Annotated in this window: 13 protein-coding genes and 1 other RNA gene; 4 read left to right on the forward strand and 10 right to left on the reverse strand. The window is 62.9% G+C overall.

Features of this window, described 5'->3' with window-relative positions; genetic code table 11:
• Positions 1-3: 3 nt before the first annotated feature.
• The 9 genes from mraY to rsmI all read right to left on the reverse strand — a co-directional run bounded on the left by mraY (position 4) and on the right by rsmI (position 9,251).
• The gene (gene mraY, locus ACZ9GA_RS23580) at positions 4-1,086 is read right to left on the reverse strand and encodes a phospho-N-acetylmuramoyl-pentapeptide-transferase (RefSeq protein WP_457360430.1); all 1,083 of its coding nucleotides are present in this window, start codon (positions 1,084-1,086) and stop codon (positions 4-6) included.
• Complete coding sequence (locus tag ACZ9GA_RS23585; RefSeq protein ID WP_457360428.1) at positions 1,087-2,454, reverse strand: UDP-N-acetylmuramoyl-tripeptide--D-alanyl-D-alanine ligase; 1,368 nt, start codon at positions 2,452-2,454, stop codon at positions 1,087-1,089. It lies immediately after the preceding gene.
• Positions 2,447-3,910: a UDP-N-acetylmuramoyl-L-alanyl-D-glutamate--2,6-diaminopimelate ligase gene (locus ACZ9GA_RS23590; RefSeq protein WP_457360426.1), complete on the reverse strand. Its 1,464-nt coding sequence runs from the start codon at positions 3,908-3,910 to the stop codon at positions 2,447-2,449. Before ACZ9GA_RS23590 ends, ACZ9GA_RS23585 begins: the two co-directional genes overlap by 8 nt.
• Complete coding sequence (locus ACZ9GA_RS23595; RefSeq protein ID WP_457363663.1) at positions 3,910-5,646, reverse strand: peptidoglycan D,D-transpeptidase FtsI family protein; 1,737 nt, start codon at positions 5,644-5,646, stop codon at positions 3,910-3,912. The genes ACZ9GA_RS23590 and ACZ9GA_RS23595 overlap by 1 nt, the downstream gene beginning before the upstream one ends.
• Entirely contained in the window at positions 5,646-5,939 is a 294-nt protein-coding gene (gene ftsL, locus ACZ9GA_RS23600; protein WP_027976861.1) for a cell division protein FtsL, read from the reverse strand. The genes ACZ9GA_RS23595 and ftsL overlap by 1 nt, the downstream gene beginning before the upstream one ends.
• Positions 5,936-6,883: a 16S rRNA (cytosine(1402)-N(4))-methyltransferase RsmH gene (rsmH, locus tag ACZ9GA_RS23605; protein WP_457360424.1), complete on the reverse strand. Its 948-nt coding sequence runs from the start codon at positions 6,881-6,883 to the stop codon at positions 5,936-5,938. The genes ftsL and rsmH overlap by 4 nt, the downstream gene beginning before the upstream one ends.
• The gene (mraZ, locus tag ACZ9GA_RS23610; protein ID WP_457360422.1) at positions 6,880-7,335 is read right to left on the reverse strand and encodes a division/cell wall cluster transcriptional repressor MraZ; all 456 of its coding nucleotides are present in this window, start codon (positions 7,333-7,335) and stop codon (positions 6,880-6,882) included. Before mraZ ends, rsmH begins: the two co-directional genes overlap by 4 nt.
• Positions 7,336-7,647: 312 nt before the next feature.
• Positions 7,648-8,007: RNase P RNA component class A (gene rnpB, locus ACZ9GA_RS23615), an RNA gene on the reverse strand.
• Between the two features lie 401 nt (positions 8,008-8,408).
• The gene (gene rsmI / locus ACZ9GA_RS23620; protein ID WP_457360420.1) at positions 8,409-9,251 is read right to left on the reverse strand and encodes a 16S rRNA (cytidine(1402)-2'-O)-methyltransferase; all 843 of its coding nucleotides are present in this window, start codon (positions 9,249-9,251) and stop codon (positions 8,409-8,411) included.
• 210 nt (positions 9,252-9,461) lie between these two features.
• Between rsmI and ACZ9GA_RS23625 the strand changes: the two genes are divergently transcribed.
• From ACZ9GA_RS23625 to ACZ9GA_RS23640, 4 genes are all read left to right on the forward strand, one after another.
• On the forward strand, positions 9,462-11,237 hold the full coding sequence (locus ACZ9GA_RS23625; protein WP_457360418.1) for a penicillin-binding protein activator: 1,776 nt from the start codon (positions 9,462-9,464) through the stop codon (positions 11,235-11,237).
• Complete coding sequence (locus ACZ9GA_RS23630; protein ID WP_457360416.1) at positions 11,237-11,608, forward strand: YraN family protein; 372 nt, start codon at positions 11,237-11,239, stop codon at positions 11,606-11,608. The genes ACZ9GA_RS23625 and ACZ9GA_RS23630 overlap by 1 nt, the downstream gene beginning before the upstream one ends.
• Before the next feature lie 131 nt (positions 11,609-11,739).
• Positions 11,740-12,333, forward strand: a complete 594-nt coding sequence (locus tag ACZ9GA_RS23635) for a phosphoheptose isomerase (protein WP_027976855.1) — start codon at positions 11,740-11,742, stop codon at positions 12,331-12,333.
• On the forward strand, positions 12,330-12,908 hold the full coding sequence (locus ACZ9GA_RS23640; protein ID WP_457360414.1) for a BON domain-containing protein: 579 nt from the start codon (positions 12,330-12,332) through the stop codon (positions 12,906-12,908). Before ACZ9GA_RS23635 ends, ACZ9GA_RS23640 begins: the two co-directional genes overlap by 4 nt.
• A 364-nt stretch (positions 12,909-13,272) precedes the next feature.
• Here the strand turns inward: ACZ9GA_RS23640 and ACZ9GA_RS23645 are convergent, their stop codons facing one another.
• On the reverse strand, positions 13,273-14,331 hold the full coding sequence (locus ACZ9GA_RS23645; RefSeq protein WP_457363662.1) for an IS110 family RNA-guided transposase: 1,059 nt from the start codon (positions 14,329-14,331) through the stop codon (positions 13,273-13,275).
• Between the last annotated feature and the right edge of the window lie 134 nt (positions 14,332-14,465).

Raw genomic sequence — 14,465 nt, forward strand, 5'->3', positions numbered from 1 at the left:
GTTCTACCTCAGTTTCAACGTGGCAAGGCCGACCAGCACCAGGATCACGGTGATGATCCAGAAACGGACGATCACGCGTGGCTCGGGCCAGCCTTTCAATTCAAAGTGGTGGTGGATCGGCGCCATGCGGAACACGCGGCGACCGGTCAGTTTGAAAGAGGCCACCTGAATGACCACTGACAAGGTTTCCATCACGAACACGCCGCCCATGATGAACAGCACGATTTCCTGGCGCACGATGACCGCGATGGTGCCCAGGGCCGCGCCCAGGGCCAGCGCACCGACGTCACCCATGAACACTTGCGCGGGGTAGGTGTTGAACCACAGGAAGCCCAGGCCGGCACCAATCAGCGCACCGCAGAACACGATCAGCTCGCCGGCGCCCGGCACGTAGGGGATAAGCAGGTAGTCAGCGAATTTCACGTTGCCCGACAGGTAGCAGAAGATGCCCAGGGCGCCGCCCACCATCACCGTCGGCATGATCGCCAGGCCGTCCAGGCCGTCGGTGAGGTTCACCGCGTTGCTGGAGCCCACAATCACGAAATAGGTGAGGACGATGAAGCCCACGCCCAGGTAGATGCTGGCGTCCTTGAACATCGGGATGATCAGGGTGGTTTCCACCGCGCTTGGCGCAGTCATGTACAGGAACACCGCCGCACCCAGGCCGAACACCGACTGCCAGAAATACTTCCAGCGGCTTGGCAGGCCGCGCGAGTTCTTCTCGATCACCTTGCGGTAGTCGTCCACCCAGCCGATGCCGCCGAACAGCAGGGTCACCAGCAGTACGGTCCACACGTAGCGGTTGGTCAGGTCAGCCCACAGCAGGGTGCTGACGCCGATGGCCGAGAGGATCAGGGCGCCGCCCATGGTCGGGGTGCCGGATTTTTTCAGGTGCGATTCAGGGCCGTCGTTACGCACGGCCTGGCCGATCTGACGAATCTGCAGGGTACGAATCATCCAGGGGCCCAGGAACAGGGCCAGCGACAGCGCGGTCAGCACACCCAGAATCCCGCGCAGGGTCAGGTACTGGAAGACCGCGAAGCCTTTGTAGAACTGTTGCAGATACTCCGCCAGCAGCAGCAGCATTTAATGTTTCTCCCCGCTGGAACCGCACAAGGCCGCCACGATGTTTTCCATCGCTGCGCTGCGCGAACCCTTGATCAAAATAGTGGTGTTTTTGCCCTGCTCGGCGCCAAGCGCTGCGATCAGGTCAAGTTGTGTACCGAAATGGCGAGCATTGGCACCGAATGCGTTCACTGCGTGAAGCATGTTCGGCCCAACGGCGTACAGGACGTCGACCTTGCCACGGGCGTACTCGCCCACCTGCCGATGCCCTTCTTCCGCCCATTGCCCCAATTCGCCGATGTCCCCGAGCACCAGGACGGTGCGTCCGGAAAAGCCGGCGAGTATATCAATGGCGGCGCACATTGAGGTGGGGTTTGCGTTATATGTATCGTCAATTACACGCACGCCGTTTGGCGCGATCTGCGCCACGGTGCGGCCCTTGACCGGCTGCACGCTTTCAAGGCCCCGGGCGATGTCGCCGATGGCCAGGCCGAAGGCATGCGCAGCGGCTGCGGCAGCCAGTGCGTTCTGCACGTTGTGGGTGCCCAGCAGGTTCAGCTGGACCCGCGCGGTGCCTTGCAGGCCGTGCAGGTTGAAGCTTGGGCAGCCGCGCGCGTCCGCCTGAATGTCGCTGGCGTGGAAGTCGGCAGCGGTGTTGGTCAGGGCGAAGCTGAGCACGCGGCGCTGGCCGGCACGGGCATGCCAGATACCGTAGGCCTTGTCGTCCAGGTTGAGCACGGCAGTACCATCGGCGGCCAGGCCATCGATGATCTCGCCCTTGGCCTCGACGATTTTCTCCGGGCCACCGAACTCACCCACGTGGGCGGTGCCGGCGTTGTTGAGAATCGCCACGTGGGGCTTGGTCAGGCCCACGGTGTAGGCAATTTCGCCCAGGCGCGACGCGCCCAGCTCGATGACGGCAGCGGTGTGCTGCGGCGCCAGTTCGAGCAGGGTCAGCGGTGCGCCCAGGTCATTGTTCAGGTTGCCACGGGTGGCCAGGACTTCGCCTTGGGTGCGCAGGATACCGGCCAGCAGTTCCTTGACCGTGGTCTTGCCGCTGGAGCCAGTGATGGCTGCGACGGGGCGGCTGAAACGGGCACGGTTCAGCGCGCCCAGTTGGCCCAAGGCCACGCGACAGTCGGCTACCACCAGTTGCGGTAGGTCGACACCTGGCACTTCGCGCTCCACCAGGGCAGCCACGGCGCCCTTGGCGGCCACGTCGGCCAGGTAATTGTGGCCGTCAAAGTTCGGCCCGGTCAGCGCCACGAACAACTGGCCCGCCGCAATGGCGCGGCTGTCGATGCTGACACCGTTGAATGGCACATCCTGGCCCTGCAAACGCGCAACCAGTGGCTTGAGCAGTTCTGCCAGGGACATGGGCTTAAGCATGGTCCACCTCCCAGGTGGCCAGAGCCGTGGCAGCCTCTTCCAGGTCGGAGAAGGCCAGGCGCTGGCCGTTGATTTCCTGATAATCCTCATGCCCTTTGCCGGCCAGCACGATCACGTCATCGGCGCTCGCCTGGGCGATCAGCTGGGCAATGGCCGGGCCACGGCCCGAGACAAATTCCACCCGCGCCGCAGCGCTGAAACCGGGGCGGATGTCGGCAAAAATCTGCATGGGGTCTTCGCTGCGAGGGTTGTCGTCGGTCACCAGCACGCGGTCGGCCAGACGCTCGGCCACTTCGGCCATCAGCGGGCGCTTGCCGCGGTCACGGTCGCCGCCGCAGCCGAACAGGCACAGCAGTTCGCCCTTGGCATGCGGGCGCAGGGCCTGCAGTACTTTGTCCAGGGCGTCCGGGGTGTGGGCGTAATCGACCACCACCAGCGGCTGCTTGCCACCACCCAGGCGCTGCATGCGGCCCAACGGGCCTTCCAGCTGCGGCATCACCTTGAGGATGTCGTCCAGCGGATATTCCAGGGCCAACAAGGTGCCGACGGCAGCCAGTACGTTGCTGAGGTTGAAGCGGCCCAGCAGGCGGCTGCGCAGCACGTGCTCGCCCTGCGCGGTGACCAGCGTGGCGCGCACGCCGTGGTCGTCGAACTGGGCTTCGCGGCAGAACAGGGTGGCCGACGGGTCGAGCAGGCTGTAGGTGATCAGCCGTGACTCGTGAATTTCTTCGGCCAGGGTGCTGCCGAAGGCGTCATCCAGGTTCAGCACGCGGCAGCGCAGGCCGGTCCAGTTGAACAGTTTGGCCTTGGCGGCGGCGTAGGCCTGCATGCTGCCGTGGTAGTCCAGGTGGTCGCGGCTGAGGTTGGTCAGCACCGCCACGTCGAACGCCAGGGCAGCCACGCGACCCTGGTCCAGGGCGTGGGACGAGACTTCCATGGCCACGGCCTTGGCGCCGGCCTTTTTCAGGTCCAGCAGGGTCGATTGCACGGCAATCGGGTCTGGCGTGGTCAGGCGGCCGCTTTGCAGCGCTTCATAAAAGCCGGTGCCCAGGGTGCCGATCAGGCCGCAGCGCTGACCCAGCAGGTCCAGGGCTTGCGCCACCAATTGGGTGACGCTGGTCTTGCCGTTGGTGCCCGTCACGCCCACCAGGTTGAGCAGGCGGCTAGGGTCGCCGTAGAAGCGCCCGGCAATGTCCGACAGCTGACGGATCAGGCCCTTGACCGGAATCAGCGGCACGTCGGTGATCGGCAGCACGGTGGCGCCTTCCACTTCGTAGGCCACGGCGGCAGCGCCACGGCCCAGGGCGTCGGCGATGTGCGCACGACCATCGACCTTGGCCCCCGGCACGGCCAGGAACAGGTCACCCGGGCGCACGGCACGGCTATCCAGCGCCAGTTCGCGGATCAACGGATCGCGGTTGGCCTGGGCGAAAATCTTGCTCAGTGGCATCGTCATCAGCCACGCCCTCCCTTGCTGGCCGCAGGCTGGGCCTGGGCTTGTTCCTGCGGAGTACTTGGCAGGTTGTCCGGGGTCACGTTCATCAGCCGCAGCGTGCCGGACATGACCTTGCTGAATACCGGTGCCGATACCAGACCACCGAAGTAGCCGGCCTTGCTCGGTTCGTCGATGACCACCACGATGGCATAGCGCGGATCGCTGAGCGGGCCGAAACCGGCGAACAGCGAGCGGTAGGCGTTTTCGGTGTAGCCGCGCGAACCGATGGTGGCCTTACGCGCCGTACCCGACTTGCCGGCCACGTGGTAGCCCGGCACCCGCGCACGGTACACGCCGCGCGAGTCCTCGATCACTTCCTTCATCATGCCTTGCAGGGTCTTGGCGACCTGCTCGGGCATCACCCGGGTGGCCTGGGGCTTGCCGTCGACCTTGAGGATGCTCAGCGGCACAATCTCGCCGTCGTTGGCGATGGCCGAATAGGCGTGCACCAGTTGCAGCGCGGTTACCGACAGGCCGTAGCCGTAGGACAGGGTGGCGGTCTCGGCCTTTTTCCAGTCGCGGTGGTTGGGCAGGTTGCCCACGCGCTCGCCCGGGAAGCCCAGGCCGGTGTACTGGCCAAGGCCCACGGCCGACATGGCGCGGAAGATGTTCTCGCCGCCGACGTCGAAGGCCACCTTGCTCATGCCCACGTTACTGGAGTTGATCAGGATGCCGGTCAGGTCGAGGATCGGGCCCTCGGTCTTGGTCACGTCTTTAATGGTGTAGCGACCGATCTGCAGGCTGCCTGGGTATACCTCGACCTTGTCGGTCGGCTTCCAGCGCCCTGTTTCCAGGGCCGCACTCATGGAGATCGGCTTCATGGTCGAGCCCGGCTCGAACACGTCGGTGATCGCCCGGTTACGCATGGACGCCGGGAACATGGTCTTGCGGTTGTTGGGGTTGTAGGTGGGCTGGTTGACCATGGCCAGCACTTCGCCGGTCTTCACGTCCATGATCACCATGCTGCCCGCCTTCGCCTCGTTCTCGACGATGGCGTTGCGCAGTTCGCGGCTGGCCAGGTATTGCAGGCGCAGGTCGATCGAAAGGGTCAGGGTCTTGCCCGCCTTGGCGTTCTTGGTGACCTGCACGTCCTTGATCAGACGACCGCGGCGGTCCTTGATCACTTGGCGCTTGCCAGGTACGCCGGCCAGCCAGTCTTCATAGGCCAGCTCCACGCCTTCGCGGCCGTGGTCGTCCAGGTCGGTGAAGCCGACCATGTGGGCGGTCACGTCACCGGCCGGGTAGAAACGACGAAATTCCTCGATGCCGTAGACACCAGGAACCTTGAGATCGAGCACGGTCTGGCCCTGCTCCGGCGTGAGGCCGCGCACCAGGTAGATGAATTCCTTGGTGGCCTGGGCGTCCAGGCGTGCAGACAGTTCCTTGGGGTCTTGGCCCAAGGCGGCGGCCAGTGCCGGCCACTTGTTCTTGTCGGCCTGCATTTCCTTGGGGTTGGCCCACAAGGTGGTGACCGGGGTACTCACCGCCAGCGGCTCGCCGTTGCGGTCGGTGATCAGGCCGCGGTGCGCAGGGATAGGGATATGACGCACGCTGCGCGCATCGCCCTGGCCCTTGAGGAAGTCATGGTCGATGACCTGCAGGTCGACAATACGCCACACGATCGCGCCGACCATGATGCCCAGCAACGCCACGACCACCCGGAACCGCCACGGGTACAGGGCCCCATCGAGCTTCATCATGGCGCCACCATCTTGATTTCAGCGGCGTCGGGAATACGCATTTTCAATTGGCCACTGGCCAGCGCCTCGATGCGGCTGTGGGCCGTCCAGGTGCTTTGTTCCAGAATCAGGCGGCCCCACTCGGCCTGCGCCTTGTCGCGCTCGCTCAGCTCGTTGTACAGGCTGTTGAGCAACTGACGGTTCAGGTGCGCGCTATAGGACACGGCGATGGCCGAAACCAGCACGCCGATGAACAGCAGCAGCATCAGGAAGCTGCCGCCTGGCAAAGGCTTGGCGTAGAGCTTGCTCACCGCAGCTTCTCCGCCACGCGCATGACCGCGCTGCGCGAGCGCGGGTTGGCCTTGAGCTCAGCCTCGGAGGCGAACTGAGCCTTGCCGTGCACCTTGATTTTCGGTTCGAACGCCTGGAAGCGCACCGGCAGGTTGCGCGGCAGGTTGTCGGCTTCGCCCTTGGCCAGCTTGCGCATGAACAGTTTGACGATGCGGTCTTCCAGCGAGTGGAAGCTGATCACCACCAGGCGGCCGCCCACTTCCAGCGACTCCAGCGCAGCCTCAAGGCCCGCTTCAAGGTCGGCCAGTTCGTTGTTGACGTGGATACGCAGGCCCTGGAAAGCACGGGTAGCCGGGTTCTTGCCCTTTTCCCACGCAGGGTTGGCCACTTTCAGCACTTCGGCCAGGTCGGCGGTACGCAGGAACGGGGTGATTTCGCGACGGGCGACCACGGCATTGGCCATGCGCTTGGCGAAACGTTCTTCACCGTATTCCTTGAACACGCGAGCAATTTCTTCGGCCGGTGCGTTGGCGATGAACTCGGCAGCGCTGACGCCACGGCTCGGGTCCATGCGCATGTCCAGCGGGCCGTCGTTCATGAAGCTGAAGCCGCGCTCGGGGTCGTCCAGCTGTGGCGAAGACACGCCCAGGTCCAGCAATACGCCGTTGACCTTGCCGGCCAGGCCTTGGCTAGCAATTTCGCTACCCATTTCCGCAAAACTGCGCTGCACAATGACAAAGCGGCCGTCTTCGGCCGCCAGCGCTTGCCCCGTGGCAATCGCTTGTGGGTCCTTGTCGAACCCCAACAATCGTCCGTCGGCCCCCAGGTGCTTGAGGATCAACCGGCTGTGACCACCCCGCCCGAAGGTACCGTCCACGTAGCAGCCATCGCCCTGTATGGCGAGAGCCTCGACGGCTTCGTCAAGCAATACGGTGATGTGGTTAAAGCCGCTATCTATAGTCACAGAATCAAATCACGCAGTTCTTCAGGCATGGCGCCCGGTTGTTGAATAGCTGCCAGGTCCGCATCAGCAAGCGCGTTCCAGGCATCCTCGTCCCACAGTTGAAACTTGTTGAGCTGGCCTACCAGCATCACTTTCTTGTCCAGCCTGGCGTACTCGCGCAGGCGCGGCGGAACCAGAAAACGCCCACTGCCGTCGAGCTCCTGGTCAACCGCATTGCCAATCAGCAACCTTTGCAGACGGCGGTTCTCTTCCCGGAGCGACGGCAGTGCGCGCAGCGTTGTTTCAATTAATTCCCATTCGTCCAGCGGATAGACACAAAGGCAGCGGTCGACAGCGTCGATGGTCACGATCAACTGGCCATTGGAGCGCGAAACCAGCTCGTCACGGTACCGGCTCGGCATGGCGAGACGGCCCTTTGTATCGAGACTGACGGCATTAGCTCCGCGAAACACAGAGGCGCTTCCCCAAGAATTTTAGTTTTTCGTGCCTAAAAACCCACTTTGTGCCACTTTCCGCCACTTGCGCACACTATAGGAATGCCCCTGTACCACCGTCAAGGCACGCCCGTAAGGAAAACCCTTACAGATCGGCGATTTAGGAGATAAACGGAAGGAGATAGGCGAATTCGAGGGAAGCGAAGGGGTATAAAGCCAAGTTAACTCAAGGGTCTACGGCTCAAACTTAAAGTGATTTATCAAGAGTAAGATTTTTTCGGTATTACCAGGGCCGCTTCTGCTATTGAATTGATGCAGAAGGGAAAAGAGGTGGAGAGTCGATCTGTAAGCCGGGTTCTGTCGAGGACAGTCATTCCTCTACGATGGCCATCACTGGACACCTTTAGCAACCTACCCGGTTCCAACGCGGGCCGCGCCATATGGAACCCTATTTGGTCTTGCTCCGAGTGGGGTTTGCCTAGCCACGCACTGTTACCAGACGTGCGGTGCGCTCTTACCGCACCTTTTCACCCTTACCGGCACCGAAGTGCTTAGGCGGTTATTTTCTGTGGCACTTTCCGTAGGCTCGCGCCTCCCAGGTGTTACCTGGCACTCTGCCCTATGGAGCCCGGACTTTCCTCCCCCCGCTTTTGCGGAACAAAAGCAGGCAGCGACTGTCCAATCGACTCTCCGGCGACAAGGTTAATGGTCTGAGGGGGTTAGGACAAGCTTTATCGTGGCTGGCTTTAGAGTTTCGGCGCTCTTGAGATCGAGCGCCGTCCGCACGGCGCTTCCCGGGCAGAGCCCGGTCCTACAGTTTGTTTCGGGCCAGTTACGTCTGGGAGGTCACCTAGCCCGCCTTGGTGGCACCAGCACAAATCTGCAGGGAAAAAGCAAAGCGGACCAGGCGATGCCACTGGCATAACTGGCCCGAAACAAATGTAGGACCGGGCTCTGCCCGGGAAGCGCCGCGCGGGCGGCGCTCGATGTCATGAGGCTTGAAGGTCCCCAGGCTGGCACCTGATGGCCATACCTCAAAACCTCGCCATGCACATGGCGGCCTTCACCCTACACCCCCGCCATGCCACCCCTCACCCCCCCTTCTGCCGCTCCAACGCCACCTGATACAACACATTCTTCCGCGCCCCGGTAATCTCCGCCGCCAACGCCGCCGCACGTTTCAACGGCATCTCCTTGAGCAGCAGGTCCAGCACGCGCATCACCTCGGCGCTCACCACCTCATCACTCTCCGGCGGCGTCCAGCCTGCCACCAGCACCACGCACTCGCCGCGCTGCTGGTTGCTGTCGTTCTCCACAAAAGCCCGCAATTCAGACAGCGGCAAGCCCTTCAGGGTCTCGAAGGTCTTGGTGAGCTCACGCGCCAGCAATGCCGGGCGATCGGGGCCAAACACAAACTCCATGTCCTGCAGGCATTCCAGAATCCGATGCGGCGCCTCGTAGAAAATCAACGTACGCGGCTCTTCACGCACTTGCTCCAGCCGCGAGCGGCGGCCCACGGTCTTGGCCGGCAGGAAACCTTCGAAAATGAAACGGTCAGACGGCAGGCCCGCCGCCGACAACGCCGCAATCAGCGCACAAGCGCCCGGTACTGGCACCACCGGAATACCCGCAGCACGCACCTGACGCACCAGGTGATAGCCCGGGTCGGAGATCAACGGTGTACCGGCATCGGAGATCAACGCCACACTCTCGCCCGCCAGCAACTTGTCGAGAAAACGACCGCCTTCATCGCGCTCGTTGTGCTCGTGGCACGCCGCCAGCGGCGTATTGATACCGAAGTGTTGCAGCAGACGGATGGAGTGACGGGTGTCCTCGGCCGCGATCAGCGCCACGTCGCCCAGGATCTTCAAGGCGCGCGCGCTCATGTCGTCCAGGTTACCGATGGGCGTGGCCACCACATAAAGTGTTCCCATCGCGGAATTCGAAGCACCTGCAGCAGTCACAGCACACACCTGTCGTTGGCAAAAGCGGCATTGTAACGCGTGCTTCCGCCCAACGGCCAAAAAGCCCTCGGTAAAACCCTGAATGACCTTTGGTACGCCTTTCACACCTGTGACATCGCACCGGGGCCCATGCTTGGGTACAATTGCCGGCCTAACCGATCGAGTATCAGGAAGATATACATGACAGCTTGCCTGAGGCTGCTCTCAGCCCTATGCCTTGCCGCACTGTTGGCCGCCTGCGCCAGCTCGCCCTCCAGCAGCCTGGGCGAACTGCCGCGCACCCCTGACGCCAGCATCGAGCAACTGCTGGGCCAGGCCGCGTCCGCCAGGACGCCGGCCGATGCCTCGGCACTGCGCCTGAGCGCCGCCGACCTCGCCTACCGCCAGCACGCCAACGACCGTGCCGGGCAGATCCTGGCGCAGGTGCAGGTCGAGCAGCTCAATGTTGGCCAGCAGATCATCGCCAGCACCCTGGCAGCCGAACTGGCCATGACGCGCAACCAGCCCAAGCAAGCGCTGAGCGCCCTCAACCACCCCAGCCTGCAGCGCCTGAATGAAGCATCGGTGGACACCCAGGTACGCGCCCACACCGTGCGCGCCCGTGCCCTGGAAGCCGACGGCCAGATCCTGCCTGCCGCTCAGGAACGCGTGTTCATCGCGCCATTGCTGACCGGCGATGCCGCCGCAGCCAACAGCGAGGCCATCTGGACCCTGGTCAACAGCCTGCCCATCGACCAGCTGCAACCCGCTGGCACGGATGACCTGGCCGGCTGGCAGAGCCTGGCGCTGGCGGTTAAAAGCGCCGGCACCCTGGACCAGCAGAAAGCCGCGATCGACAACTGGCGCAGCACCCACCCCGACCACCCCGCCGCCAAGCAGTTGCCGGCAGCCCTGGTGAAGCTCAAGGAGCTGACCAGCCAGCCGCTGACCAAGATCGCGTTGCTGCTGCCGCAACAAGGCCAGCTGGCCTCGGTAGGCAAGGCCCTGCGTGACGGTTTCATGGCCGCCTACTATCAGGCCCAGCAGTCCGGTCAGAAGCCGCCAGTGGTCGAAGTGTTCGACAGCTCGCGCGTCACCTCCATGGACGACTTCTACCGCCAGGCCCAGGCCGCCGGCGCGCAACTGGTGGTCGGCCCGCTGGAGAAACCCCTGGTCAAGCAACTGGCCGGTCGCCCGCAACTGCCCATCACTACCCTGGCGCTGAACTACAGCGACGGTACCCAGGCCAACCCGCCACAACTGTTCCAGTTCGGCCTGGCCGCCGAAGACGAAGCCCGCGAAGTGTCGCGCCGCGCCCGTGCCGACGGCCTGCACCGCGCCGTGGCCCTGGTGCCACGTGGTGAGTGGGGCGACCGTGTACTGGCGGCCTTCCGCCAGGACTTCGAAGCCAACGGCGGGCAACTGCTGGGCTCCCAGCGCGTCGACCAGCCCGTGGCCCTGGCCCAGCAGATCGGCGACCTGATGCAGGCCCGCCAAGGCGCCAACGGCAGCAACGGTTCGCGCCGCCAGGACGTGGATTTCATCTTCCTGGCCTCCACCCCGCAACTGGCCCAGCAAATCAAGCCGACGCTGAATTTCCAATACGCCGGTGACGTGCCGGTGTATGCGACGTCCAACGTCTACAGTGCCAGCGGTGATCAGGCGCAGTACAACGACATGAACGGAGTGCGCTTCTGCGAAACCCCATGGCTGCTCGACAACAGCAACCCGCTGCGCCAGCAAGTGGTTCGCCAGTGGCCGCAAGCCGGTGGCAGCCTGGGCCGTCTGTACGCCATGGGCGTGGATGCGTTTGGCCTGGCGCCGCGCCTTGGTCAGTTGAAGGCGCTGCCGGACAACCGCATGCAGGGCCTGTCGGGCAACCTGAGCGTCAACGCCAGCCAGCGCATCGAGCGCCAGTTGCCATGGGCGCAGTTCACTGGTGGCCAGGTACAGCGCCTGCCGGACACTGCCCAGTAATGCCTGCGGGCTCGTCGCGCCAGGCCGGCCTGCAGGCCGAAGCGCAGGCACTTGCACACTTGCAACAGCAAGGCTTGCAGGTGCTTGCGCAGAACTGGCTGTGTAAAGGCGGCGAGCTTGATCTGGTCATGCTTGATGGCGATACAGTAGTATTCGTCGAAGTTCGTTACCGTCTGCACGCACAATGGGGCGGCGCGCTCGAAAGCATCGATGCGCGCAAGCAGGCCAGGGTGGTCAACGCCGCCCAACAGTTTCTGCATCAGCAAGCGCGCTGGGCCAGTCATCCCTGCCGCTTCGATGTCATTGCCCTGGAAGGCAGCGCCAGCAAGGACATGCGCCTGAACTGGCTACGCAATGCCTTTGACAGCTGAACAAGCGGTCGTTGGCGCTGCCGGACAACCCCTTATTTCAACGATTTTCGCTCTTTGCTTTGCGGGCTGCACATTCATGTGCCGGGACGCTGAACAGCGCCCGACCAGCCGCCCTAATTAAGGTCACACTGATGGACATGCAATCCCGAATTCGCCAGCTTTTCCAGGCCAGTATCGATACCAAGCAACAGGCGATGGAAGTCCTTGCACCGCACATCGAGCAAGCCAGCCAGGTCATGGTCAACGCCCTGCTCAACGAGGGCAAGATGCTGTCGTGCGGCAACGGCGGCTCGGCGGGCGATGCGCAGCATTTTTCCTCGGAACTGCTCAACCGCTTCGAGCGCGAGCGCCCGAGCCTGCCCGCCATCGCCCTGACCACCGACAGCTCAACCATTACCTCGATCGCCAACGACTACAGCTACAACGAAGTCTTCTCCAAGCAGATCCGCGCACTGGGTCAGCCTGGCGATGTACTGCTGGCGATTTCCACCAGCGGCAACTCGGCCAACATCATTCAGGCGATCCAGGCCGCACATGATCGCGAAATGGTTGTCGTAGCTCTGACCGGTCGCGATGGTGGCGGCATGGCGTCGCTGCTGCTGCCTGAAGACGTCGAGATTCGCGTACCGGCTACTGTCACCGCACGCATTCAGGAAGTTCACCTGCTGGCGATCCACTGCCTTTGCGACTTGATCGACAGCCAATTGTTCGGGAGTGAAGAATGACCCCTAATCGCCTTGGCCTGATGGCCCTGACCCTGTGCCTGAGCCTGACCGGCTGCAGCTCGTTCCTGACCGCTACCCGCGACAAGCCGATTGAAGACGATCGCGGCACCCGCACTTTCGGCAGCAAGATCGATGACTCGCTGATCGAAACAAAGGTGTCGGTGAACGTGGCCAAGGCCAGCCCGGACCTGGACCAGAACTCGCACATCATCGTCAGCAGCTTCAACGGCATCGTCCTGCTGGCCGGCCAGACCCCGCGCGCAGACCTCAAGGCCATGGCCGAACAGGCTGCCAGCAGCGTGCAGCGCGTCAAGCGCGTGCATAACGAACTGCAGGTGATGGCGCCCTCCTCGATCCTGGCGCGCAACAACGACGCCTGGCTGACCACCAAGATCAAGACCCAGATGCTGGCCGACGCCACGATTCCTGGCTCGCGCATCAAGGTGATCACCGAGAACGGCATCGTCTACATGCTGGGCCTGGTGACCCAGAAGGAAGCAGCCCAGGCCGCATCGCTGGTGCAGGGCGTGGGTGGCGTGCAGAAGATCGTGAAGCTGTTCGAATACATCGACTGACCTGTAGCCTGGCTGACCGCTTGTAGCCGCTGCCGCCAAGCTGCGCTGGCCCTGTGCCTCACTGAGGATCTTCAGGGTTCACACGGGCCAGCGCAGCCTGGCGGCAGCGGCTATGTATGGACTCGCCCCTCCTGTCTACCCGCTTTTGAAAAACTGCCGCCCGTTGCATCTATGTATTAGGCCTATTCAAGGAAGCCGCTTTGGGCTTCTGGCCGACATTGGAAGAGCTCGTGGTATGCCGATTACAGTCAGGCCTCGAAGGCCGCTAGCCGCTTAGGCATCAATCCACGCCGATCCTATCTGGGGTCAATGTTTTTCAGCACAGGGTTGGACAGTAGTTACCTCGGTGGCAGAACTCGGTGGATCAGTGGCTCATCATCGCTGGCTGGCCGCTGCCATGCTGTCGACGATAAGTCTGGTCATTCTGTAGAAGCCTCCAGACGATACGCAGGTTGCGATTGGCCAGCCGGACCGCAGCCTGTTTGCGGCCCAGGCGGCTCATCCAGCGCAGTAATCGGCGGTCGTCGGGTTGCTCCGAATCGGATCGCAGTTGTTGCAGCACCGCGTGTGCGCCCTGGATCATCAGGCTGCGCAGATATGAATCGCCTCGCTTGCTCATACCGCCCAGGCGAACTTTATTCCCGCTGCTGTGTTGGTCGGGAACCAGGCCAAAGTAGGCCGCGAACTTGCGTGCATTGGGGAACCGTTCGGGCTGGGTTTCCTTGGCTACCAACGCCGTGGCGGTCACCGGACCGATACCGCGCACGCTCATCAGCCGCTTGGCCGTGCTGTCGGCATTTGCCGCTGCTTCCAGACGGCCCGTCAACACCGCAATGCGCTCGCCCAAAAAGCGCCATTCCGCCAGCAGTTCATCGATCAACTCGCGCAACATGGCTGGCACTGGTTGAGTGGCATCCTCCAATACTCGTGGAATTCTCTGGCTGATGGCGACATCACCTTGAGCCAGGACCACGCCGTGCTCAAGCAGCAGGCCGCGCATCTGATTACTCAATGCGGTGCGGCGGCGCACATAGCCCTGGCGGGCACGATGCAATGCCTGCATAGCAAGCGCCGCAACGCTCTTGATTGGTACTGCGCAGATTTTCTCGTCACGACCGGCCCGCAAAATCGCCAACGCATCGTTACGATCGTTTTTAGGTCCTGTGCGGTGTGCTGTCACCAGCTTGGCCGGCAAAATCCGAGCCTCGACGCCCTGTTCCTGCAGCTGACGCGCCCAGGCTTGCGCACCTGGCCCCGTCTCCATCAAGACTATGACGTGAGGTGCCAGTTGTTGAAGGAATTCGTAGAACGCTTCGCGCGACTTGAGGCGTTGCTCATAGTGCACGTGGCCGAGGGCATCCTCTCCGGCAACCTGAAAGACATGTTTGGCTAGGTCGACTGCCACGGTCGTGCAAGCCGACAAATTGGCGGAAGACAAGGATTGATCAATCGAAGTATGCTTTTTCATGGACTCGCCCTCGCTGTCGTTGGCTGTTTAGACTGCCACCGTGGCGCATTGACGCCTCGGCTTGGGCGAGTCCATCCAATTACAAGAGG

It is taken from the genome of Pseudomonas sp. TE3644 (assembly GCF_056278815.1).

Bases quoted from the DNA above. Each gene is read 5' to 3' on its own strand.
- ACZ9GA_RS23635 (WP_027976855.1), top strand. From the start codon at position 11,740: ATGGACATGCAATCCCGAATTCGCCAGCTTTTCCAGGCCAGTATCGAT.
- ACZ9GA_RS23595 (WP_457363663.1), bottom strand. From the start codon at position 5,646: ATGAAGCTCGATGGGGCCCTGTACCCGTGGCGGTTCCGGGTGGTCGTG.
- rsmI (WP_457360420.1), bottom strand. From the start codon at position 9,251: ATGGGAACACTTTATGTGGTGGCCACGCCCATCGGTAACCTGGACGAC.
- ACZ9GA_RS23640 (WP_457360414.1), top strand. From the start codon at position 12,330: ATGACCCCTAATCGCCTTGGCCTGATGGCCCTGACCCTGTGCCTGAGC.
- mraY (WP_457360430.1), bottom strand. From the start codon at position 1,086: ATGCTGCTGCTGCTGGCGGAGTATCTGCAACAGTTCTACAAAGGCTTC.
- ACZ9GA_RS23585 (WP_457360428.1), bottom strand. From the start codon at position 2,454: ATGCTTAAGCCCATGTCCCTGGCAGAACTGCTCAAGCCACTGGTTGCG.
- ACZ9GA_RS23590 (WP_457360426.1), bottom strand. From the start codon at position 3,910: ATGACGATGCCACTGAGCAAGATTTTCGCCCAGGCCAACCGCGATCCG.
- ACZ9GA_RS23625 (WP_457360418.1), top strand. From the start codon at position 9,462: ATGACAGCTTGCCTGAGGCTGCTCTCAGCCCTATGCCTTGCCGCACTG.
- ACZ9GA_RS23630 (WP_457360416.1), top strand. From the start codon at position 11,237: ATGCCTGCGGGCTCGTCGCGCCAGGCCGGCCTGCAGGCCGAAGCGCAG.